This window comes from Streptomyces sp. NBC_00210 (genome assembly GCF_045160975.1).
In the GTDB taxonomy this organism is placed as follows: Bacteria; Actinomycetota; Actinomycetes; order Streptomycetales; family Streptomycetaceae; genus Streptomyces.
In genome coordinates, this window is record NZ_CP108120.1 from 3,873,243 (window position 1) to 3,895,867 (window position 22,625).

Annotated in this window: 21 protein-coding genes; 9 read left to right on the top strand and 12 right to left on the bottom strand. The window is 69.7% G+C overall.

Annotation, left to right across the window (positions count from 1 at the left end):
* Nucleotides 1–2 precede the first annotated feature (2 nt).
* The gene (locus OG729_RS17570; protein WP_405806982.1) at nucleotides 3–1,202 is read right to left on the bottom strand and encodes a sensor histidine kinase; all 1,200 of its coding nucleotides are present in this window, start codon (nucleotides 1,200–1,202) and stop codon (nucleotides 3–5) included.
* A gap of 99 nt (nucleotides 1,203–1,301) precedes the next feature.
* On the opposite strand from OG729_RS17570, the gene OG729_RS17575 reads away from it, so the two are divergent.
* Entirely contained in the window at nucleotides 1,302–2,294 is a 993-nt protein-coding gene (locus OG729_RS17575; protein WP_405811162.1) for an SAM-dependent methyltransferase, read from the top strand.
* A 116-nt stretch (nucleotides 2,295–2,410) separates the two neighbouring features.
* The gene (locus OG729_RS17580; protein WP_360871332.1) at nucleotides 2,411–3,553 is read left to right on the top strand and encodes an NADH-quinone oxidoreductase subunit D; all 1,143 of its coding nucleotides are present in this window, start codon (nucleotides 2,411–2,413) and stop codon (nucleotides 3,551–3,553) included.
* 44 nt (nucleotides 3,554–3,597) lie between these two features.
* On the opposite strand, the gene OG729_RS17585 is transcribed toward OG729_RS17580, so the two are convergent.
* From OG729_RS17585 to OG729_RS17600, 4 genes are all read right to left on the bottom strand, one after another.
* Nucleotides 3,598–4,599 carry a hypothetical protein gene (locus tag OG729_RS17585; protein WP_405806983.1) on the bottom strand — a complete coding sequence of 334 codons (1,002 nt, stop codon included), beginning with the start codon at nucleotides 4,597–4,599 and terminating at the stop codon, nucleotides 3,598–3,600.
* Between the two features lie 151 nt (nucleotides 4,600–4,750).
* Nucleotides 4,751–5,722, bottom strand: coding sequence for a glycine betaine ABC transporter substrate-binding protein (locus OG729_RS17590; protein ID WP_405806984.1), 972 nt, complete (start codon nucleotides 5,720–5,722; stop codon nucleotides 4,751–4,753).
* Nucleotides 5,723–5,744: 22 nt separating this feature from the next.
* A complete protein-coding gene (locus OG729_RS17595; RefSeq protein ID WP_405806986.1) occupies nucleotides 5,745–6,413 on the bottom strand; it encodes an ABC transporter permease in 669 nt (222 codons plus the stop codon).
* Nucleotides 6,413–7,183 carry an ABC transporter permease gene (locus OG729_RS17600; protein WP_405806987.1) on the bottom strand — a complete coding sequence of 257 codons (771 nt, stop codon included), beginning with the start codon at nucleotides 7,181–7,183 and terminating at the stop codon, nucleotides 6,413–6,415. The genes OG729_RS17595 and OG729_RS17600 overlap by 1 nt, the downstream gene beginning before the upstream one ends.
* A 128-nt stretch (nucleotides 7,184–7,311) precedes the next feature.
* On the opposite strand from OG729_RS17600, the gene OG729_RS17605 reads away from it, so the two are divergent.
* The gene (locus OG729_RS17605; RefSeq protein WP_405806988.1) at nucleotides 7,312–8,562 is read left to right on the top strand and encodes an ABC transporter ATP-binding protein; all 1,251 of its coding nucleotides are present in this window, start codon (nucleotides 7,312–7,314) and stop codon (nucleotides 8,560–8,562) included.
* On the opposite strand, the gene OG729_RS17610 is transcribed toward OG729_RS17605, so the two are convergent.
* Nucleotides 8,549–9,661, bottom strand: coding sequence for an alpha/beta hydrolase (locus OG729_RS17610; protein ID WP_405806989.1), 1,113 nt, complete (start codon nucleotides 9,659–9,661; stop codon nucleotides 8,549–8,551). The genes OG729_RS17605 and OG729_RS17610 overlap by 14 nt on opposite strands.
* 144 nt (nucleotides 9,662–9,805) lie before the next feature.
* On the opposite strand from OG729_RS17610, the gene OG729_RS17615 reads away from it, so the two are divergent.
* From OG729_RS17615 to OG729_RS17640, 6 genes are all read left to right on the top strand, one after another.
* Complete coding sequence (locus OG729_RS17615; RefSeq protein WP_360871312.1) at nucleotides 9,806–11,641, top strand: phosphatidylglycerol lysyltransferase domain-containing protein; 1,836 nt, start codon at nucleotides 9,806–9,808, stop codon at nucleotides 11,639–11,641.
* A gap of 254 nt (nucleotides 11,642–11,895) precedes the next feature.
* Nucleotides 11,896–12,753: a dihydropteroate synthase gene (gene folP, locus OG729_RS17620; RefSeq protein ID WP_360871310.1), complete on the top strand. Its 858-nt coding sequence runs from the start codon at nucleotides 11,896–11,898 to the stop codon at nucleotides 12,751–12,753.
* Nucleotides 12,750–13,196 (top strand): nuclear transport factor 2 family protein, encoded by a 447-nt coding sequence (locus OG729_RS17625; protein ID WP_360871307.1) that lies wholly within the window; start codon nucleotides 12,750–12,752, stop codon nucleotides 13,194–13,196. The genes folP and OG729_RS17625 overlap by 4 nt, the downstream gene beginning before the upstream one ends.
* Nucleotides 13,197–13,399: 203 nt before the next feature.
* Nucleotides 13,400–13,759 carry a dihydroneopterin aldolase gene (folB, locus tag OG729_RS17630; protein WP_360871304.1) on the top strand — a complete coding sequence of 120 codons (360 nt, stop codon included), beginning with the start codon at nucleotides 13,400–13,402 and terminating at the stop codon, nucleotides 13,757–13,759.
* Nucleotides 13,756–14,343 (top strand): 2-amino-4-hydroxy-6-hydroxymethyldihydropteridine diphosphokinase, encoded by a 588-nt coding sequence (folK, locus tag OG729_RS17635; protein WP_360871302.1) that lies wholly within the window; start codon nucleotides 13,756–13,758, stop codon nucleotides 14,341–14,343. The genes folB and folK overlap by 4 nt, the downstream gene beginning before the upstream one ends.
* A gap of 69 nt (nucleotides 14,344–14,412) precedes the next feature.
* A complete protein-coding gene (locus OG729_RS17640; protein WP_405806992.1) occupies nucleotides 14,413–14,889 on the top strand; it encodes a DUF3180 domain-containing protein in 477 nt (158 codons plus the stop codon).
* Nucleotides 14,890–15,041: 152 nt separating this feature from the next.
* On the opposite strand, the gene folE is transcribed toward OG729_RS17640, so the two are convergent.
* The 6 genes from folE to dacB all read right to left on the bottom strand — a co-directional run bounded on the left by folE (nucleotide 15,042) and on the right by dacB (nucleotide 22,542).
* Nucleotides 15,042–15,647: a GTP cyclohydrolase I FolE gene (gene folE, locus OG729_RS17645; RefSeq protein WP_360871296.1), complete on the bottom strand. Its 606-nt coding sequence runs from the start codon at nucleotides 15,645–15,647 to the stop codon at nucleotides 15,042–15,044.
* A 120-nt stretch (nucleotides 15,648–15,767) separates the two neighbouring features.
* Complete coding sequence (ftsH, locus tag OG729_RS17650; protein ID WP_360871293.1) at nucleotides 15,768–17,789, bottom strand: ATP-dependent zinc metalloprotease FtsH; 2,022 nt, start codon at nucleotides 17,787–17,789, stop codon at nucleotides 15,768–15,770.
* Nucleotides 17,790–17,949: 160 nt separating this feature from the next.
* Entirely contained in the window at nucleotides 17,950–18,489 is a 540-nt protein-coding gene (hpt, locus tag OG729_RS17655; RefSeq protein WP_360871490.1) for a hypoxanthine phosphoribosyltransferase, read from the bottom strand.
* 131 nt (nucleotides 18,490–18,620) lie between these two features.
* Nucleotides 18,621–19,739 (bottom strand): tRNA lysidine(34) synthetase TilS, encoded by a 1,119-nt coding sequence (tilS, locus tag OG729_RS17660; protein WP_405806994.1) that lies wholly within the window; start codon nucleotides 19,737–19,739, stop codon nucleotides 18,621–18,623.
* 210 nt (nucleotides 19,740–19,949) lie between these two features.
* Complete coding sequence (locus OG729_RS17665) at nucleotides 19,950–21,080, bottom strand: zinc-dependent metalloprotease (protein WP_405806996.1); 1,131 nt, start codon at nucleotides 21,078–21,080, stop codon at nucleotides 19,950–19,952.
* A gap of 67 nt (nucleotides 21,081–21,147) precedes the next feature.
* Entirely contained in the window at nucleotides 21,148–22,542 is a 1,395-nt protein-coding gene (gene dacB / locus OG729_RS17670; RefSeq protein WP_405806998.1) for a D-alanyl-D-alanine carboxypeptidase/D-alanyl-D-alanine-endopeptidase, read from the bottom strand.
* Nucleotides 22,543–22,625 lie beyond the last annotated feature (83 nt).

Below are 22,625 nucleotides of genomic sequence, written 5' to 3' on the forward strand. Positions count from 1 at the left end.
CTCTAGTGGGCGGGCTTGAGGGGAAGCAGTGCACTGATCCGGAAGCCGCCGCCGGGCCGTGGCCCCGCGTCCAGCGTGCCGCCGACCATACCGACGCGCTCGCGCATGCCGATGAGCCCGTGGCCCTGACCGTCGGCGCCACCGTCCTCGTACAGCTCGTGCGCCGAGCCACGGCCGTCGTCCTCCACCAGCAGGCCGAGGCCGTCGTCGAAGTAGACGAGACGCACGCTGGCGCCGACGTCCGGGCCGCCGTGCTTGCGGGTGTTGGTCAGCGCCTCCTGGACGATGCGGTACGCGGTGAGCTCGACGCCGCTCGGCAGCGGCCGCGGCGTTCCCTCGATCTTGAAGTCCACGGTCAGACCGGCGCGGCGCACCTGCTCGACCAGATCCTCGATCTGCTGCACATCGGGCTGCGGGACGTACTCGCCGCTCTCCGGGGCGTCGCCGGTGCGCAGTACGCCGAGCAGCCTGCGCATCTCCGCGAGCGCCTGGCGGCCGGTGGTCGAGATGGTCTCCAGCGCCTGCTTGGCCTGGTCGGGCGCGGCGTCCAGGACATACGCGGCGCCGTCGGCCTGCACCACCATCACCGAGACGTTGTGTGCGACGACGTCGTGCAGCTCGCGGGCGATCCGGGCGCGCTCGGCCGCGACGGCGACCTTCGCCTGCGCCTCGCGCTCCTTCTCCAGCCGGGTCGCGCGTTCCTCGAGCTGGTCGAAGTACGCGCGCCGAGTGCGTATCGAGTCGCCGAGCACCCAGGCAAGTGCGAAGGGCACGCTCATGACGATCGTGAAGAAGATCTTTCCGCCGAGGCTGGTGTTCTCCGCCGGCCAGCGGATCTGCGAGATCGTGGCCGCGGAGAGGCCGCCGACGAGCGCAAGACGGGACGCCCAGCGGGGTCCGTCGTGGGCGGCGACGGTGTAGATGATCACCAGCATCGCGAAGTCGGCCGGGTTGACATCGACGTCCGCCACGAGCTGGGCCACGCCCAGCACGGCGGCGAGGACCAGCATCTTCTCCGGCATACGGCGGCGCAGCGCCACCACCACGCACAGCAGGAGAACGATGAACGCGGCCGACCAGCGGGCCTCGACCCCGACCGGCACCTGGATCACCCACAGCATGGAGAAACCGAAGAGCATGACAGCCCAGAAGGTGTCGACGCCCATCGGGTGTCTGCGGATGAAGTCATAGAGGCGCTGCACGTAACCCAGAGTAGGGAAAGCAGATAGGTGCAGGGGTCAACCGGAGGAGCGATCCGGGCGGCGGAGGCGTACTCCGCAAGGTGGAGACTTGTGCCCGTGATGGATGACGTGGCGGCTGAGACGGGTCAGTGGCGGGGTTGGCGGGAAGCGACTCAGGCTGCGCTGTACGGACCCGACGGCTTCTATCTGCGGCCCGAGGGACCGGCCGGCCACTTCCGTACGTCGGTGCACGCCTCGCCCCTGTTCGCCGCGGCCATCGCGCGACTGCTTCAGGCAACGGCGGACGAGCTGGACGAAGCGGACGAAGTGGCTTTCGTCGATGTCGGTGCGGGGCGCGGCGAACTCCTCACGGGCGTGCTGGCCGCACTCCCCTCCGGCTTCCCGGTACAGGCGTACGCCGTCGAACAGGCCCTCCGGCCCGCCGGCCTGGACCCGCGCATCGAGTGGTGCACGGAGCCGCCCGCCGGGGTGAGCGGACTCCTCTTCGCCAACGAGTGGCTGGACAACGTCCCGGTGGACGTCGCCGAGGTGGATCAGGACGGGGTGGCGCGCCACGTCCTCGTCCGCCCGGACGGCACGGAGCGCCTCGGCTCCCCCGTCACCGGCCCGGACGCGCAGTGGCTGGCCCGCTGGTGGCCGCTGGGGGAACCGGGCATGCGCGCGGAGATCGGCCGCCCGCGGGACGAGGCATGGGCGTCGGCGGTCGGCACGCTTCGGGCGGGGCTCGCGGTCGCGGTCGACTATGCACATGTACGGGACGCCCGGCCGCTCTTCGGAACGCTGACCGGGTTCCGGGCCGGCCGGGAGGTCCAGCCCGTCCCGGACGGCAGCTGCGACATCACGGCGCATGTGGCCCTGGACGCGTGCGCCCTGCCCGGCGCGACCCTGACCACCCAACGCGAAGCCCTCGCCGACCTGGGCGTCTGGGCCACGCGGCCCCCGTTGTCGCTGGCGTCGACCGACCCGACGGCCTACGTCCGGGCGCTGGCCGCGGCGGGCGAGGCGGCGGAACTGACGGCAAGGCCCGGCCTCGGCGACTTCGGCTGGCTGCGCCAGCGGGTAGGTCGGCGATCAACCCCGCCCGGCGTTTGAGGACCGGGGTCCACGATCAGGCCCGTCCGGCGATTGCGGACCGGGGGTCCCCCCACGCCCGCAGGGCGTAGGGGGCGGGTTCGGGGCTGAGCCCATACAGAGGGATACTGTCGCCCATGACGGAGACCACGGTCGGCATCGGCGGCGCGGCAGAAAGCACCGACATGGTGCTCAACATCGGCCCCCAGCACCCCTCCACCCACGGCGTCCTCCGCCTCCGTCTCGTACTCGACGGCGAGCGCATCCAGCACGCCGAGCCCGTCATCGGCTATATGCACCGCGGCGCCGAGAAGCTCTTCGAGGCGCGCGACTACCGCCAGATCATCATGCTGGCCAACCGCCACGACTGGCTCTCCGCCTTCTCCAACGAGCTCGGCGTCGTCATCGCCGTCGAGCGCATGCTCGGCATGGAGGTCCCCGAGCGCGCGGTCTGGACCCGTACGCTCCTCGCCGAGCTCAACCGGGTCCTGAACCACCTGATGTTCCTCGGCTCGTACCCACTCGAACTGGGCGGAATCACCCCGATCTTCCACGCCTTCCGGGAACGCGAAGACCTCCAGCACGTCATGGAGGAGGTCTCCGGCGGCCGGATGCACTACATGTTCAACCGGGTCGGCGGCCTCAAGGAGGACCTCCCGGCCGGCTGGCTCGGCCGGGCCAGGCAGGCGGTGGCGGAGCTCCGTTCCCGGATGGATGTGTACGACCGGCTGGTCCTCGGCAACGAGATCTTCCGCGGCCGTACGCGCGGTGTGGGCGTGCTGTCGGCACAGGCCGTGCACGCGTACGGAGTCAGCGGCCCCATCGCCCGCGCGTCCGGCGTCGACTTCGACCTGCGGCGCGACGAGCCCTATCTGGCGTACGGGGAGCTGCAGGACACCCTCAAGGTCGTCACCCGGGCGGAGGGCGACTGCCTGGCCCGCTTCGAGGTGCTGCTCGATCAGACGCACAACGCGCTGGAGCTGGCGGATGCCTGCCTGGACCGGATCGCGGACCTCCCGGCGGGGCCGATCAACCAGCGGCTGCCGAAGGTGCTGAAGGCGCCCGAGGGCCACACCTACGCATGGACCGAGAACCCTCTCGGCATCAACGGCTACTACCTGGTCTCCAAGGGCGAGAAGACCCCTTACCGGCTGAAGCTGCGCTCGGCGTCGTACAACAACATCCAGGCGCTGGCGGTACTCCTGCCGGGGACGCTCGTCGCCGACATGGTGGCGATCCTGGGCTCGCTGTTCTTCGTCGTCGGCGACATCGACAAGTGATCCACCGGCGAGTGATCACTCGCCGGCATTCAGCGGGCCGATGATCAGCTGACCGCGTCGCGCAGGGCGACCACGTCGAGGTGTTCCGTTTCGTCGTGCGCGGTCAGATCGATGACCTTGCCGACCGGGCCGGCATCCCCCGACTCCTGCTCGGCCAGCGCCTCCTCGCCCACCACATCGGCGAGGTCCTCGTTGTGCGCGGCCTCTATCGCCTTCTGCGCCCCCGCGCCCGCCGCCGCGGCAGCGGCAGTGGTGCCGAAGAAGTCGAAGCCGCCCTCGGGGCGCTTGGCCGGGCGGCGCTGGGGTCCGTACGGAACGATCGCAGCCGCTGCCGGGACGGGACGTCTGGCGGGGACGGCGGACGACGGGCGGGTGTGCTGCTCTCCCCCGGCGACCGCCGCGTGCTTCCCCTGCGGCTCGTCCGCCTCACGGGCCCGCTCCGCAAGATCGCGCGCGCGGGCCTCCTGAACGGTGCGCTTGCCCTCCTGCTCGGCGGCGTTGCGCGACAGCTCGTCCAGGGCCTTGTTGGCGCGCAGGAAGGTCGCCGGGCTGGGCGTGGTCCCGGCCGGGGGCAGCGCCTTGACCGGGGACGACGCCTCCAGCGCGAGTTGGCGGCGGTCCTCGAGCACGCCTGCCCGCTCGGTCTCGGCGGTTGCGTACCGGCGCAGCAGCGCGGCGTGCTCGCCGCGCAGCGCGGCCAGTTCGACCCGTTTTGCGCGCAACTTCGCATCGAGCTTGGCGCGCAGCTCGCGCGACTCCTCGATGTCCGTCTCCAGCTCGGCTATGCGCTCCTCGGTCTTCCAGGCGTCGCTCGCGCGGCCGCGGGTCAGCTCCGCAACCCGGCGCCCGGCGGCCCGGTCCCAACTGCGCATCATGACGGCGCCGGTAACGGCCGCGGCCGTAGCGGCGGTGACCAGCGAACGGAGCACAACTGGCTCCGCCAGAAACCACGCGCCGGCAGCACAAAGAACCGACGCTCCGGCGACCGCCGAAGGCGGCAGCAGCCTGTGAAGGGGTGGGGAATGGCGGTGGCGTCCACGTGGCATGGCCTGAAATTTACCGTGCGTAGACGCCGAATGGGGTCTCGGACCGGCAAATCTCTCGTTCAAGCACGCCGGGCCATACCGAGGCCACTTCCGAGGCAGGCGCCCGCCACTTCTCCAAGCGGGCGCCCGCCTCTTCCGAAGCGGCCCCTCACTACTTCTTGAGCAGGCCCTTCGACTCGAGATATGCCTTCGCCACGTCCTCGGGCTTCGCGCGCTCGGCGTCCACCTTGCGGTTCAAGTCGGCAAGATCCTCGGTGGTCAGCACCTTGGTGAGCTTGTCGAGGACATCGGCTATCTCCTTGGAACCCGCGTCCTTCGCATTGACCACCGGCAGCACGTTGTCGGCGTTCTGGAGCTTCTTGTCGTCCTCGAGGAAGACAAGGCCGTCCAGCACGGCGTCGGTGGTCGTGGTCAGCACCAGCTGGTCGGTGCCGTCCTTGACGGCCTGCTTGGACTGCGGGGTACCGACGCCCTTGGGATCGATGCCCGCGACATCAATGCCGTACGTCTTCTTCAGACCGGGCGCGCAGAACGGCCGCACCTCGCACTCGTCGCCCGCCGCGATCTTCACCTTCAGCTTCGACTTCCCAAGATCGGAGAGAGTCTTCAGCTTGTTCTTCTCGGCGAATTCCTTGCTGACCGCGAAGGCGTTCTGGTCGACGGCCGCACCGGCGGACAGCACCTTCAGCCCGCGCGGTTCGGCGAGCTTGGTGAGCGCCGCCACGGTGGCGGTGACATCGCCGGACGCGACCGGCTTCTCGTCGGGCGCCTTGGGCCCGTTCGCCTTCGCGTTGAGGAATTCGGCGATCGTCGCGGCATATTCAGGTACGACATCGATCTCACCCTTCTCCAGGGAGGGTTCGTACAGCTCACGGTTCTTCACCGTGGTGACCGATGTCGTGTATCCGGCTTCCTTGAGGAGCTGTGCGTACAGCTCGGCGAGCACCTTGGACTCGGTGAAGGACGCGGCGCCGACCACGAGCGTGCCCTTCTTGCCCGAGCCGCCGCCCGGGGCCGAGCCGCCCTTCTCCTTCTCCAGGCTGTCACCGCCGCATGCGGCGAGAGAACCCGTCAGGGCCACCACACCGAGTACCGCTCCCGCGATGCGCGAGGTCTTGCTCATCAGGTTCTCCGTCCAAGTGTTGTCACACGGTCTTACGCAGGGGGCTCAGCAGCCGGTCGGCCGCCACCAGCACCCCTTCCACCAGCAGCGCAAGCAGCGCCGCGAGGAGCGCGCCCGCCACCACCTGCGGGGTGTTGTACGTGTTGAATCCCGCGGTGATGATCCGGCCGAGGCCTCCCTGGCCGACCATCGAGGCGATCGTGGCCGTGGCCACCACCTGGACGGCGGCCGACCGCAGCCCGGTCATGAGCAGCGGGTAGGCGAGGGGCAGTTCGACCCGGAGGAAGAGCTGGCCGCCCGACATCCCCATCCCCCGTGCGGCCTCCACCACCGCCCGGTCCACCTCGCGCATACCCACGTATGCGTTGGTCAGCAGCGGCGGCACCGCGAACAGCACCAGCGCGATGATCGTCGGCAGATAGCCGGCGTTGCGCAGCGACGTGAGCATGAAGAGGGCGAGGACCGCGAAGACGGGGATCGCCCGCCCGGCGTTGGAGATATTGATCGCGAGCGCACCGCCCTTGCCGAGATGCCCCAGCCACAGCGCGATCGGCAGGGCGATGGCACAGGCCAGCACGAGTGCGATCCCGCTGACGTACACATGCTCGCCGAGGCGGTGCCAGGCGCCGCTCTCCCCCGACCAGTTGGAGCCGGTGGTCAGCCATGTCCACGCGTCGGCCACTACCCCCATCAGCCCGCCACCTTCACCTTCGCCGCTGAATTGCGCACGGAGTTCCCGGAGTTCCCGGAGTTCCCCGCCGACAGCACCGCAGGCTTCGCCGTACGTATTCGGGTCCAGGGCGTCAGCAGCCGCTGCAGACCGAGCAGCAGCACATCGGCGACGGCCGCCAGCAGCACACAGAGCACGGACGCGGTGAGCACCTGTGCCTTGAAGGTGGTCTGCACCCCGTCGTCGATGAGATTGCCGAGGCCGCCCTTGCCGACGAGCGCGCCGACCGTGGTGAGCGCGATCGTCGAGACGGTGGCTATGCGCAGGCCCGCCATCAACGCGGGCAGCGCAAGGGGCAGTTCGACCTCCCAGAGCAGCCGCCCCGAGCCGTACCCCATTCCGCGCGCGGCCTCCCGCGCCTCGTCGGGCACCGCCTCGAGACCGGCCATGATGTTCCGTACGAGAATGGTGAGCGAATAGAGCACCAGGCCCGTCACCACCAGCGCGGCCGAAAGGCCGAAGACCGGCAGCAGAAGCGAGAACATCGCCAGCGACGGAATCGTGTAGAGCAGGGTCGTCAGGCCGAGCACCGGGCCGGCGAATCGCGGCTTTGCGCGGGCGAGCAGCGCCAGCGGAAAGGCCACGGCAAGGCCGATCAGCACGGACACCACGGTGATCCAGACATGCTGGACGGTGGCGTCGGTCAACTCCTGGCTGCGGGTGCGCAGGTACTCCCCGCAGATCCAGTCATTGGCCGCCAGACAGCTCTGCGCAGCCTGGTCCGTACTCATGCACCCCCACCTCCCCAGCAGTGCCGAACGTATGTCTGGCGACCTTATCCCTGACCACTGACAATCGCCGAGGGCCGCCACATTGCAGCAACATGGCTTTCACACAACACCCGTCACAATGGGGAACCATGATCCGATTCGAGCACGTCACCAAGCGGTACCCGGACGGGACGACAGCGGTCGACGACCTGTCGTTCGAGGTCGCCGAGGGCGAACTGGTCACGCTCGTCGGACCCTCCGGCTGCGGCAAGACCACGACCATGAAGATGGTCAACCGCCTCATCGAGCCGAGCAGCGGCCGGATATTCCTCGACGGGGCCGACATTTCCGCCATCGACCCCGTCCAACTGCGCCGCCGTATCGGCTATGTGATCCAGCAGGTCGGCCTGTTCCCGCACAAAACGGTCCTGGAGAACGTCGCGACCGTCCCCCATCTCCTGGGCTGGAGCCGCTCCAAGGGCCGTGAACGGGCCGCCGAACTCCTCGATCTGGTGGGCCTGGACCCGGGGACGTACGGCGGGCGGTACCCCGAGCAGCTCTCCGGCGGCCAGCGCCAGCGCGTCGGCGTGGCCAGGGCGCTCGCGGCCGACCCGCCCGTGCTGCTGATGGACGAGCCGTTCGGCGCGGTCGACCCGGTGGTGCGCGAGCATCTGCAGAACGAGTTCCTCAAGCTCCAGTCCCAGGTGCGCAAGACCGTGCTCTTCGTCACTCACGACATCGAGGAGGCGGTCCGCCTCGGCGACCGCATCGCCGTCTACGGCCAGGGGCGGATCGAGCAGTTCGACGCCCCGGCGGCGGTCCTCGGCACCCCTGCCACTGCGTATGTGGCCGACTTCGTCGGCGCGGACCGCGGTCTCAAGCGGCTCTCGGTCACCCCCATCGAGGAGAGCGATCTGGACGAGCCGCCCGTCGTACGGCTCGACGACCGGCTGCCGAAGGAGCTCGGCTCCCGCTGGGCCGTCGTCCTGGACGAATCGGGCGACCTGCACGGCTGGATCTCTGCCGAACAGGCGCGGCAGCAGGGCTCCGTACGCGAACACGCCCGCCGGATGGAGGCATGGCTGCCCGTCGGCGCCTCCCTGAAGCAGGCCTTCTCCACGATGCTGCAGCACGACGCGGGATGGATCGCGGTCATCGACAAGGAGGAGACCGGGCGCTTCCTCGGGGTTCTCACCCCGGCCCGGCTGCACGAGGCGCTGCGCCGCTCGATCGACGCGGACGCGCAGGACATTCCGCGTACCGCAGTCGAGCTGGAGTCGATCGAGACGGTCGCGCCCTTGACGTCCGTAGCGTCCGTAGCGCCCGTGACGGACACGTCCGTGAAGGACATGCCTGCCACGGAGGCGGCAGACACGAAGACGTCCGTCACGAAGCGCTGAGCCTGCCGCTCATCCACACTAGGGCGGGCGGAATTTCGCGCCGCCAGGTGTTGAAGTTGTGCCCGCCGCTGTCGAGCATGATGGACGAAACGCGCGCGGGGGCCTTCACCTTGTCGATGAACTTCAGGGTGTTCTTGAGGTTCGCCTCGCCCGACGTGGAGCTGGTCACCAGGAACGACGACTTGCCCTGCGGCAGATGGTCCAGGCTCCACAGCAGATTGGACCGGTTCTTCTCCTTCTTGTTGCCGTGGAAGAGATCACCGGTCGTCGGGTCGTCGGCAGCCTTGTAGTAGGCGGAGAGTCCCGCGGACGCGGCGAACTGCTCCGGGTGGTGCAGCGCGATCTTCAGTGCGCAGTAGCCGCCGGTCGAATTCCCTATGAAACCCCAGCTCTGCGGCTTGGTCCCGACCCGGTACGTCTCGGAAACCGCCTTCGGCAGGTCCTTGGCGAAGAAGGTCTCGGTCTGCGGCCCGCCCGGCACATCGACGCACTCGGTGTCCCGCGGCGGCGCGACGGTCGGCCGCAGCATCACCAGGATCATCGGCTGCATGGTGCCGTCCTTGGCCTGCTGGTAGGCCGTCCTCGGGTACTTGAGCCCTTTGAGCAGGTTCTCCGCGGTCCCCGGATACCCGGTCAGCACGACAGTCGTCGGAAAAGTTCTTTTCGCGAATTTCGGCTGGAAATATTCCGGCGGCAGATAGACATAAGCCGGGCTGTCGATCTTCGATTTCTCGCCCGCGATGACGATCTTCTGTATCTGTCCGCCCGCCGCGGGCCGTGCGCCGCCCGGCACATCGAGCCTCTTCTTCTCGACGATCTTGATCCGCTTCGCACCGGCCGAGTGGTCCACCACCACGCCCATCTCCTGTTCCTGACCGAACAGGTCGGACCAAGACCCGTAAAAGAGGAAGGAGTTGTTGGCCGCGAGTCCGACCGCGGCGAACAGCGCGAGCTGGGTAGCCAGCAGCAGGCCGATCCTGCCGGTCACGGCTCGCCAGCCGCGGCGGGCGAGCCGTGGCCAGAGCCAGACCGTGGCGGCGAACAGCAGCACAGCCACGAGGGCGGCCAAGGCCAGAACTTTGTTACTGGTCAGACCCATGAGTCGCGTGAGCTTTCTTCCTTGAGAATTTCCTGTGAATGAGTGAACCCGCCTCCCGAAAGTCCCGTCCTAGAGAGCGCTAATCGTCCGAAGCCCAACCTGCGGCCCACGGACACTGGATCTCTCGCGAAGTCACGGGAAGCGATGTCTGCAACGGTAGATGGGGACAAGTCAGGATTGGTTCCGGATTGGGTGCGTCGCGTGCTGCGCGGCCCCCGGCCGGAGTCAGTTCCTTCGCTGGTCGGAACGGCCTGCACACTCGTCGGCCTGATCGACATTGCCGCCGGGGTCTTTCCCCGGTTCCGGCACAGCCGCATGCACTCCCTGGCCGAGGTGCTCCCCGGAGCCACCGGCCCCTTCGCCGCGGCGCTTTCGCTGAGCGTCGGCGTACTGCTTCTGCTGCTCGCCCACGGGCTCAAGCGCCACAAGCGCCGGGCCTGGCGGGCCGCGGTGATTCTGCTGCCCGTCGGGGCGGCCGGGCAGTTCGTCTACCGGCACTCGATCATCGGCGTACTGCTCTCGCTGGTGCTGCTGACGCTGCTGCTGCGCCACCGCAGTGAGTTCGCGGCGCTGCCGGACCCGCGCAGCCGCTGGAAGGCGCTCGCCAACTTCGTCCTCATGGGCGCCGGTTCCCTCGGGCTCGGCCTGGTCATCGTCAGCGCGCACCCCGGCAAGGAGGTCGGCAGCCCGAGCCTGACGGACCGCCTGGAGCATGTCCTGTACGGGCTCTTCGGCTTCGAGGGTCCCGTCGACTACTTCGACGGGGTGTCCTGGACCGTCGGTTACTCCCTCGGCGCGCTCGGCCTGCTGACCGCCGTCACCACCATCTACCTCGCCTTCCGCCCGGAGCACCCGGCAGCGCGGCTGACCGAGGACGACGAGCAGCGGCTGCGCGACCTGCTGGCCAGGCACGGCGGCCGCGACTCACTGGGCCACTTCGCGCTCCGCCGCGACAAGGCCGTCGTCTTCTCCCCCAGCGGCAAGGCCGCCGTCACCTACCGCGTGGTCTCCGGCGTGATGCTCGCCAGCGGCGACCCGATCGGCGACGTCGAGGCCTGGCCGGGCGCGATCGAGCGCTTCATGGACGAGGCGAAGGCACACTCCTGGACCCCGGCGGTGATGGGCTGCTCGGAGACCGGCGGCGAGGTCTGGACCCGGGAGACCGGTCTGGACGCGCTGGAGCTCGGTGACGAGGCGGTGGTGGATGTCGCGGATTTCTCCCTCACCGGGCGCGCGATGCGAAACGTACGCCAGATGGTGAAGCGCATCGAGCGCAATGGATACGAAACCCGCGTGCGGCGCGCTCGTGACCTCTCGGACGAGGAGCTGGAGCAGATCCGCCGGGCAGCGGCTGACTGGCGCGGCACCGACACCGAGCGGGGCTTCTCGATGGCGCTCGGCCGGATCGGCGACCCGGCGGACGGCGACGCGGTGATAGCCACGGCGCACAAGCAGGACGACGAAGGCACTGCCTCTCCGTACGGCGACGTGAAGGCGATCATCCACTTCGTCCCGTGGGGTACGGACGGGATGTCCCTGGAACTGATGCGCCGCGACCGCTCGGCAGACCCCGGCATGAACGAACTGCTGATCGTGGCCGCGCTGCAGGCGTCTCCCGCGCTGAAGATCGAGCGGGTCTCGCTGAACTTCGCGATGTTCCGCTCGGCGCTGGCGCGCGGCGAGAAGATCGGGGCCGGGCCGGTGCTGCGCATGTGGCGCGGTCTGCTCGTCTTCCTCTCGCGCTGGTTCCAGATCGAGTCGCTGTACAAGTTCAACGCGAAGTTCCAGCCGCGGTGGGAGCCACGCTTCGTGGTCTTCCGCAGCACGCGGGACCTGCCGCGCATCGGCTTCGCCGCGATGCAGGCGGAGGGCTTCGTCAACGTGGCCCTGCCCCGCCTCTTCCCGCGCCGCCGCCCGGCCCGCCAGCCCCGCCCGTGCGCGCACATCGCGCAGGCGGAAAGGGAAGTCCGCGCGGCGTAGACCGTACGCGTGAGCCGCTGGGCCGCCCCGGCCCGTCGGCGTCACGGAGCCACCCGCCCTCCGCGGGAGCCAGCCCTGCCGGGCCCGCCGCCCTCGGCAGCGCTCGGCCCGTTCGGCCCGGGGACGCGGAACAACCGCGTCCCCGGGCCGAACGGGTTCCGTGGGGTGCCCCGCACCCCCGCAATCACTGGCGGGTGGGGTGGGGACAGCGCACCCGGCGATGAGGGACCCGGGCGCGGGCCTAGGCTGGGGACATGAGTACGTTGCGCGCACGGGGCACTGCCAGCGGGCTGCCGGAGTGGGATCGCTGTGCGGTCATGGGGGTCGTCAATGTGACGCCCGATTCCTTCTCCGACGGCGGTCGCTGGTTCGACACCACCGCCGCCGTCAAGCGCGGCCTCGAGCTCGTCGCCGAGGGCGCCGACCTCGTCGACGTCGGCGGCGAGTCCACCCGCCCCGGCGCCACCCGTGTCGACGAGGACGAAGAGCTGCGCCGCGTCGTCCCCGTCGTCCGCGGCCTCGCCGCCGAGGGCGTCACCGTCTCTGTCGACACCATGCGCGCCTCCGTCGCCGAGAAAGCAGTCGCGGCCGGCGCCGTGCTGGTCAACGACGTGAGCGGCGGCCTCGCCGACCCCCGCATGGTCCCCGCCGTCGCCGCCGCCGGCGTCCCCTTCGTCGTCATGCACTGGCGCGGCTTCAGCCGGGACATGAACTCCCGCGCCGTCTACACCGACGTCGTCGCCGAAGTCGTCGCCGAGCTCCGCACCCGCATGGACGCCGTCGTCTCCGGCGGCATCGCCCCCGAGCGCATCGTCATCGACCCCGGCCTCGGCTTCGCCAAGCAGGCCGAGCACGACCTCGCCCTCGTCGCCCACCTCGCCGAACTCCACGCACTCGGCCGCCCGCTGCTCGTCGCCGCCTCCCGCAAGCGTTTCCTCGGCCACGTGCTGGCGAAGGAGGGCGCCCCGCCGCCCGCGAGAGAGCGGGACGCCGCCACCGCCGCGGTCTCCGCCATCGCGGCGCACGAGGGCGCATGGGCCGTCCGCGTCCACGAAGTACGCGCCACGGCCGACGCGGTACGCGTTGCCCGCGCCGTCGAGGGCGCCCGGTGAGCCGTACCGACGTAGAACTGGTCGAGGAGGCCAACACCACGTTCTACGAGACCATGGAGCGCGGTGACTTCGAGAAGCTCTCCAGCCTCTGGCTGGACGAGGACATCTCGTGCATCCACCCCGGCTGGCCCGTCCTCTCCGGCCGCGGCGAAGTGCTCCGCTCGTACGCCCTGATCATGGCGAACACGGACTACATCCAGTTCTTCCTCACCGACGTGAAGGTCAGCCTGCACGGCGACACCGCCCTCGTCTCCTGTACGGAGAACATCCTCAGCGGCGGCCCCGCCGAGGAGGCCGGGGAGCTCGGCCCGCTCGTCGGACAGCTCGTCGTGGCCACCAATGTGTTTCGTCGCACATCGGACGGTTGGAAGATCTGGTCACACCACGGTTCACCCGTGCTGGCGGAAAGCGACGCCGAAGAGGACGACGAAACCTCCTCATAAGGGGGTAACCGGCCCGTCGGGGATTGGAATCCGGGCACCCGGGTAGGGGCGGCTACCAGCCTCTCGGAGCCCGCGCGCCCAACTCCCGCCCGAGCCCCCATGGGCAAGCACTGTCAGTGCCCGCAGGTAGATTCGAATATGGACACAGGCCGCCCGCACGCAGCCACGTGCCCGCAAGACCAACGACAGCAGGAGTGATTCGCGTGGATCGTGTCGCGCTGCGCGGCCTCAAGGCCCGCGGGCACCACGGCGTCTTCCCGAAGGAACGCGAGGAGGGCCAGACCTTCATCGTGGACCTGGTGCTCGGCATCGACACCCGCCCCGCGGCGGCCGACGACGACCTGGCGAAGACCGTGCACTACGGCGTGGTGGCGGAGGAGGTCGTCGACGTCGTCCAGGGCGAGCCGGTCGACCTGATCGAGACCCTCGCGGAGCGCATCGCCCAGCAGTGCCTCAAGCACGAGGGCGTCCAGGAGGTCGAGGTGGTCGTGCACAAGCCCGACGCCCCGATCACCGTCCCGTTCGACGACGTGACCATCACGATCACCCGGAGCCGAGCATGAGCGACCCCACCGTGCAGCCCGTGCCCGCCTCCGTGGTGGAGCAGGTGGACGCTGCGGACGTCACCCTGTCCAATCCGAAACGGGCCGTGATCTCCCTCGGCTCCAACCTGGGCAACCGCCTGGAGACCCTCCAGGGCGCCATCGACGCGCTGGAGGACACGCCGGGCCTGCGGGTCAAGGCGGTCTCTCCGGTGTACGAGACGGAGCCGTGGGGCGTCGAACCCGGCAGCCAGCCGTCGTACTTCAACGCGGTCGTCGTGATCAAGACCACGCTTCCGCCGTCGTCCCTGCTGGAGCGCGGCCAGGCCATCGAGGAGGCCTTCGACCGGGTCCGGGAGGAGCGCTGGGGGCCGCGGACGATCGACGTCGACATCGTGGCGTACGCGGATGTGATCTCCGACGACCCCGCACTCACGCTGCCCCACCCGCGGGCCCACCAGCGCGCGTTCGTGCTCGCGCCGTGGCACGACGTGGAGCCGGAGGCCCAGCTGCCGGGCTGCGGACCGGTCGCGCAGCTGCTGCACGGCGTCGGCCAGGACGGCGTGTTTCCCCGCGCCGACCTGGAACTCCGTCTGCCGGAGTAGTCGTTAGGCTCTGCGGAGCCTCTACGGCTTCGTGCGGCAAGCGGCAACAAGTGAAGGGCGGCCCCCTCGGTGAAGCAACTACGGCTCGGTGTACTGGCCGGTCTCTTCGCCGCGGCCGGGGTGCTGTCCTGGGGCGCCGCCCGCCTGTGGGAGTCGATCGGCACGCTGCCGAGCGTGCCGCTGGCCGCGCCGATCGTGCTGGCGGTCATCGCGGTCGTCCTCACCTCGACCGCGCTGTCGCTGCGCGCCCGGCTGCGGGCCCAGCGCGAAAGGCGCCCGGGCGCGAAGGGCGTGGAGCCGCTGATGGCGGCGCGAGCGGTGGTCTTCGGCCAGGCGAGCGCGCTGGTGGCGGCGATCGTGTCGGGCATGTACGGCGGTACGGGAGTGTTCCTGCTGGGCTCCCTGGACATCCCGCCCCGCCGGGACCAGGCGATCTACGCGGGCTTCTCGGTGCTGGCGGGGATCGGGGTGATCGCGGCCGCGTTCTTCCTGGAGCGCGTCTGCAAGCTCCCCGAGGACGACGACGAGAACGCGACGCGGGCGTAGCACGCCGAGGGCTGTGCCGGCTCGGCCTGCGCAACAGCCCGCGGGCCGGCCACCACATGGGAGTTGCGCGAACGCGACCGCCAGCGCGCCATGATCAGGTCAACGCACCAGGTCAACGCACGGGGTCAACGCGGCAGGCCAACGCACCCGGGTCAGCGCGCCATGATCAGGCTCATTGCCTCATTGCGCGTCGCAGGGTGCCGCAGCTGCCCCCGCACCGCCGAGGTGATCGTCTTCGCGCCCGGCTTCCGCACCCCACGCATCGTCATGCACATGTGCTCGCACTCCACGACCACAATCACACCGCGCGGCTCCAGTATCTCCATCAGGGAGTCCGCGATCTGCGTCGTCAGCCGCTCCTGCACCTGCGGCCGCCGCGCGTAGACATCGACGAGGCGGGCCAGCTTCGACAGGCCGGTGATCTTCCCGTCGGACGACGGGATGTAGCCGACGTGCGCCACGCCGTGGAACGGCACGAGGTGGTGTTCACAGGAGCTCATGACCTCGATGTCCTTCACCAGGACCATCTCGTCGTGGCCGAGGTCGAACGTCGTCGTCAGGACTTCCTCCGGCTTCTGCCACAGCCCCGCGAATATCTCCTTGTACGCGCGGGCCACCCGGCCCGGCGTCTCCCGCAGGCCCTCCCGGTCCGGGTCCTCCCCGACCGCGATGAGGAGCTCACGAACAGCGTTCTCGGCCCGCTTCTCGTCGAACTCGCCGATCGTGCCCTCGCCGTCCAGCGTCACCGGGTCGGTCATTTGTGCCTCGTTCCTTCGTGCTCCGGCATGCGGACATACGAGAATGCCGCGTCCCCCAGGCTAGAACCTGGGGGACGCGGCATTCATTCCGGGCCCTGCGTGACCGCAGCGCCGGATGTGTCAGCTCTCCGGGCGCTCCTCCGGGACCGCCTCGATCGCCGGAGCGGCGTCCGTCGGGGCGGCGCCGTTGGAACCGACGGCGCCGTTCGTCAGCGCCAGCTCCTTGGGCGAGAGCACCGGCGGCCGCGTCGAGGGCGTACGCCGTGAGGAACCGGTCCACGCCGGGCGGGCCGGGCGCCGCACGATCGGGGCGAAGATCTCGGCGATCTGCTCCTTGCCGAGGGTCTCCTTCTCCAGGAGCTGGAGGACCAGGTTGTCGAGAACGTCGCGGTTCTCGACGAGGATCTCCCAGGCCTCGTTGTGCGCGGTCTCGATGAGCTTCTTGACCTCTTCGTCGACCAGCGCCGCGACCTCTTCCGAGTAGTCGCGCTGGTGACCCATCTCACGTCCGAGGAACGGCTCGGTGTTGTCGCCACCGAACTTGATCGCGCCAAGACGCTCGGTCATGCCGTACTGCGTGACCATCGCGCGGGCCGTGGCCGTGGCCTTCTCGATGTCGTTGGCCGCACCGGTGGTCGGGTCGTGGAAGACGAGCTCCTCGGCCGCGCGCCCGCCCAGCATGTATGCCAGCTGGTCGAGCATTTCGTTACGCGTCGTGGAGTACTTGTCCTCGTCCGGCAGGACCATGGTGTAGCCGAGCGCCCGGCCGCGGGACAGGATCGTGATCTTGTGGACCGGGTCGGAGTTCGGCGAAGCCGCCGCGACCAGGGCGTGACCGCCCTCGTGGTACGCGGTGATCTTCTTTTCCTTGTCCGACATGATCCGGGTCCGCTTCTGCGGGCCCGCGACCACACGGTCGATCGCCTCGTCCAGGGCGTGGTTGTCGACCAGCTTCTTGTCGCTGCGCGCCGTAAGGAGCGCCGCTTCGTTCAGCACGTTCGACAGGTCCGCGCCGGTGAAGCCGGGCGTACGCCGGGCAACTGCGCCCAGATCGACGTCCGGGGCGACCGGCTTGCCCTTCTGGTGGACCTTGAGGATCTCCAGACGGCCCTGCATGTCGGGACGGTCGACGGCGATCTGCCGGTCGAAGCGGCCCGGACGCAGCAGCGCGGGGTCGAGGATGTCCGGCCGGTTGGTGGCGGCGATCAGGATGACGCCGCCCTTCACGTCGAAGCCGTCCATCTCGACGAGCAGCTGGTTCAGCGTCTGCTCGCGCTCGTCGTGGCCGCCGCCCAGACCAGCACCACGGTGCCGGCCGACGGCGTCGATCTCGTCGACGAAGACGATCGCCGGGGCGTTCGCCTTGGCCTGCTCGAAGAGGTCACGGACTCGGGAGGCACCGACACCGACGAACATCTCGACGAAGTCGGAGCCGGAGATCGAGTAGAACGGGACGCCCGCCTCGCCCGCGACGGCGCGTGCGAGCAGCGTCTTGCCCGTACCGGGCGGGCCGTACAGCAGCACACCCTTCGGGATCTTGGCGCCGACCGCCTGGAACTTGGCCGGCTCCTGCAGGAACTCCTTGATCTCGTGGAGCTCCTCGACCGCCTCGTCGGCCCCCGCCACATCGGCGAAGGTCGTCTTCGGAGTGTCCTTGGTGATCAGCTTGGCCTTGGACTTCCCGAAGTTCATGACTCGGGAGCCGCCGCCCTGCATCTGATTCATCAGGAAGAGGAAGACCACGACGATAAGGACGAAGGGCAGCAGCGAGAGCAGCACCGAAACGAACGGGCTCTGCTTCGACGGCGAGACGGTGTAACCCTTCTCGATGTCGCCGGCCTCGTACTTCGTCTGCAGCTTGTCGGCCAGGGAGGCGCCCTGGGAACCGATGTAGCTCGCCTGGATCTTGTCGCTGCCCTTGACCTTCTGGCCGTCCTTCAGATCAACCTTGATGATCTGTTCGTCGCCGGTGGTCAGCTTGACCTGGTCGACCTGGTTCTTGTCGATCGCCTGGACGACCTCGCCGGTGTCCACCGTCTTGTAGCCGCCGGACGAGCCGACGACCTGCATCAACACGACCACGGCGAGGACGGCCAGCACGATCCACATGACCGGCCCACGGAAGTATCGCTTCACGTCCATCCATACGGAGCGAAATCGCCCCGTCCCTCCTGCCCGTAGGTAAATGCTGCTGTGAGAAAAGACTGTTCTTCGGACGGTACCCCAGCATTGTCACCCGCGACCGCCTTCCCTTGCTCCAACGGCGGGAGTGGGGCCAGGGTTCCCGTCTCCGTGCGGGGTCTCAGCCGCCGTAAACGTGCGGTGCGAGCGTGCCGACGAACGGCATATTGCGGTACTTCTCGGCGTAATCCAGGCCATACCCAACGACAAACTCATTGGGAATGTCGAAGCCGATCCACTTCACATCGATCGCGACCTTCGCGGCATCCGGCTTACGCAGCAGGGTGCAGACCTCGAGCGAGGCCGGCTCGCGCGAGCCGAGGTTCGACAGCAGCCAGGAGAGCGTGAGGCCGGAGTCGATGATGTCCTCGACGATCAGGACGTGCTTGCCCTTGATGTCGGTGTCCAGGTCCTTGAGGATCCGGACCACGCCGGAGGACTGGGTGCCCGCGCCGTACGACGACACCGCCATCCAGTCCATGGTGACGGGGGTGGACAGCGCACGTGCCAGATCCGCCATGACCATCACGGCGCCCTTGAGGACACCGACAAGCAGAAGGTCCTTGCCCGCGTACTCCGCATCGATCTTCGCGGCCAGATCGGCCAGCTTCGCGTCGATCTCTTCCTTGGTGATGAGCACCGACTGAAGGTCGGTGCCCATGTCCTGCTCGTTCACGCGGTCGCTTTCTGTTGCCGGGGGGTCCTGGGGCCGTCAGGGGTTTGTCCCCCGGACGACCCCCGGGCAGACACAGCCTGTTGCCCGGGATCCGGAGGGGCTCGGCAGTGGCTGCGTCAGCCTTGCCGAATCACCAGTCTGCCACCCTGCCGTCGCGCCTCGACGCGACCCGGCAGATTGATGGCTCCCTGACCGCGCCAGCCGGTGATCAGCCGGTCCACTTCCTCGACGTGCCGGGCGAAGAGCGAACCGGCGGGCGCACCGGCCTCGATGAGGGCCCGGCGCAGCACCCGGCGGCGTACGGCGGGCGGCAGCCCGTACAGCTTCGCGCAGTCCAGCCGGCCAGCCTCGTCCCGTACGGTCGCGTCCGCGTCGGCGGCCCAGGTGTCCAGGGCATCGGCATCGTCGCGGGAGAGCTGTGCGGTACGGGCCAGGGCCTCGACGACGCCCTTGCCGAGCGCCTTCTCCAGGGCGGGCAGCCCCTCGTGGCGCAGCCGGGAGCGGGTGTAGGCCGGGTCGGCGTTGTGCGGGTCGTCCCAGACGGGCAGCGACTGGGCCATGCAGGCCTTGCGGGCGGTCTGCCGGTCGAGCTGGAGGAAGGGGCGGCGGTAACGGCCGGCCGCCCCCGAGACGGCGGCCATTCCGGAGAGCGAGCGGGTGCCCGAGCCGCGGGCGAGGCCCAGCAGGACGGTTTCAGCTTGGTCGTCACGGGTGTGGCCGAGCAGGACGGCGGCGGCGCCGTAGCGCTCTGCGGCGTCGTCGAGGGCGGCGTAGCGGGCGTCACGGGCCGCGGCCTCGGGCCCGCCGCCGCGGCCGACCCGTACGGCGATGGTTTCGACGGGGTCGAGCCGCATCGCGGTGAGCCGGGCGGCGACCTCGGCGGCGCGGAGGTCGGAGCCGTCCTGGAGGCCGTGGTCGACGGTGATGCCGCCGGCCAGGACGGCGAGCTTGGGGGCCTCGAAGGCGAGGGCGGAGGCGAGGGCCATGGAGTCGGCGCCGCCTGAGCACGCCACCAGTACGAGCGGACGCTCGCAGTCGGAGGCGGAGTTCAGCGAGGCGGAGTCCAGCGGGGAGTGAACCGATGAGGTCGCAAAGGCCGCGCGACCCGCGGAGGAGCGCGCGGAGGCCGCGTGGCTCACGGACCGCGCGACACGTTCGGAGTGTTCGGTGAGTACGTCGTGGAGTACGCGGCGGACCGCCAGGCGTATCGCCGCGACCGCAGGATGGGGACCCATGTCCGGTGCCCTTCGTGAAAAGTTGGGGGGTGCCTCGGTCGAAGTCGGAATCAGTCACTCAGAGTGCGTCGATGGTGACAGAACCGGGCCGTTCCCCGAGCATTGCACGCCTACCCATGGGCTACGGTCCCTCGGATGGGTGATGCTGCGGCTCCAGGAGTGCACCCTCGAACCCCACAGAGCGCGCTACAACCTGCGGCCGCCGCCCGCTCACGAGTCCGCTTTGCGATGCACCCTCGCGACCCAGTCCTCAGGTTTGGCGATCTCCGCCTTGGTGGGCAGGGTGTTCGGAGACGTCCACACCCGGTTGAATCCCTCCATACCGACCTCCTCGACCACGGAGCGCACAAAACGCTCGCCGTCGCGGTACTGACGCAACTTGGCATCGAGCCCGAGGAGCTTGCGCAGCGCCTGGTCGAGACGGCTCGCCCCTCGTGCCCTGCGCTGCTGAAACTTCTCCCGGATCTCGGCCACCGACGGCACGACATCGGGTCCGACGCCGTCCATCACATAGTCCGCGTGACCCTCCAGGAGCGACATCACGGCGGTCAGCCGACTCAGGATCTCCCGCTGCGCAGGGGTCTGCACCAGCTCGACGATGGAGCGGCCGCCCTCGTCCTGCTCGCCCTCGGGACGGGCTCCCGCGAGCGACTGGGCGGCCTCCCGGAACCGCTCCAGAACGGTCATCGGGTCGACCTCGGTCTCGCCGAGAAATGACTGGATCTCGCCCTCGAGATGGTCCCGCAGCCACGGCACACCCGTGAACTGGGTGCGGTGCGTCTCCTCGTGGAGACAGACCCACAACCTGAAGTCGTGCGGGTCGACCTCGAGTTCGCGCTCCACATGGACGATGTTCGGGGCGACGAGCAGCAGCCGACCGCCGCCGCTCTCGCCCGCGGGCAGCTCGCGGGTGGCGGGGGCGAAGGTCTCGTACTGCCCGAGGACCCGCGAGGCCAGGAACGACAGCAGCATGCCCAGCTCGACGCCGGTCACCTTGCCGCCGACCGCGCCGAGCACGGCGCCGCCGGGGCTGGACGCGCGGCGTTCCTGCATCTTGTCCAGCAACGGTTTGAGCAGCTCGCGGAAGCCCGCGACATTCGCCCTGACCCAGCCGGCCCGGTCCACGACGAGGACGGGGGTGTCCTGGGGGTCGTGGCCCTCGGGGATCATCCGGGTGTAGCCCCGCACATGTTCCTCGGAGGACTTGGCATGCTGCCGCAGCTCGGCGACGACGGCACGCGCCTCGTCCCGGGTCACCTCGGGTCCGGGCCGCACGAAGCGGGTCGCGGTTGCCACGGCAAGGTTCCAGTCGACCATCTCGGCACCACCGATGCTCGTCATGCGTCAACCGTACGTTGTCGGCTCCGGCAGCGGTGGGGTGTCGGCAACCGCCGGATCGCCGGAAACGTCAGGAGGCCAGCGCGGCGGCCAGCCGGTCGAGCGCGGGCTGCGCGGCCTCGCGGGAGGGCGTGTTCGCAGCCAGGAAGGCAAAGGCGAGCAGTCGGCCGTCCGGGGCGACGACGGTGCCCGCCAGTGTGTTCACGCCGCTCAGAGTGCCCGTCTTGGCCCGGACCAAACCGGTGCCCGGCGAGGTCTCGGTGTAGCGGGACTGCAGAGTGCCGCTGAAGCCCGCGACCGGAAGACCGGTCAGGACCGGGCGCAGCTCGGGGTGGGCCGGGTCGGCGGCGCGGATCAGCAGCGTGGTCAGCAGGCCGGCGGTGAGCTTGTCCTCGCGGTTGAGGCCGCTGCCGTCGGCGAAGCGGGCGCCGGCCAACGGGAGCCCCAGCCGCTTCAGTTGCCCGGTGACGGCGCGCTCGCCGCCCGCGAAGCTCGCCTCCTCGCCCGTGGCGAGGGCGGTCTGCCGGGCGAGGGCCTCGGCAATGTCGTTGTCACTGTTGGTCAGCGCCCGCTCGACCAGGGCGGACAGGGGCCCGGAGAGCACTCGGGCGAGCGGCTTGGTCCCGGCGGCGGCCCGGCCGGGGGCAGGCGCCGCGGAACTCGCGACGCCGCGTTCGGTCAGCAGCCGCCCGAAGGCACGAGCCGCGTCGCCCGCCGGATCGCCGCTGCGGGTCGCTGCGCCCGTGGACTTCTCGTCGACCCGCCCCTCGCCGACCATCAGCGCGCTGACCGGGGAGATGTTCACATTGGGGCCGATGGGGTGCCGGAGAGGTCCCGCGTAGAGCGAGGTGTCGTACGCAAGACGAATGCGGGTGACCCCGCGGTCGCGCAGGGCACGGGCCGTACGGTCCGCGAGCGTGCGCAGTCCGGCCGAGTCCAGGGTCGGGTCGCCGCCGCCGACCAGCGTGAGCGACCTGGCGTCCTCGGAAGCGACGACCGTGGTGGGGATCCGGTGGTCCGGGCCGAGCGCCGACAGGGCCGCGACGGACGTGGCGATCTTGATGGTGGAGGCCGGGGTCATGGGATCGGCGGCCCCCTTCTCGTACACCCTCCGGCCCGTCGCGACATCGACGACACAGGCCGTACGGACCGTCCCGAGACCGGGGTCGCCGAGCAGCGGCGCAAGCACCTTGGCGAGGTCGGCGGCGGCCTTCGGGGCCGAGACGGTCGCGGCCCTGGGGGCGCCGAGTGCCGCGAGCACACCGGGTGCGCTGGGCGCCGGGCCCTCCGGCCTGCGCCGCTCGTGATGTACGCCACCCACGGGGCTCTGGGCAGCCGCCCACTGCCTCTCGGCCTTACGCTGACCGGAGTCCCAGGGGCCCGCCGCGGCCACCGCCCCGGCAGCGAGGGCAAGGCCGACCACGGCGGCGCCCGATGCGAGCTGCCACGTCCTGACCTCTGGCACCTCGAACCAGCCCCTTTCGCGATCACACACCTGCGTGAGGGACACTTAACCACCAGACGTATGTGTTGATCATGGAGGAGCCA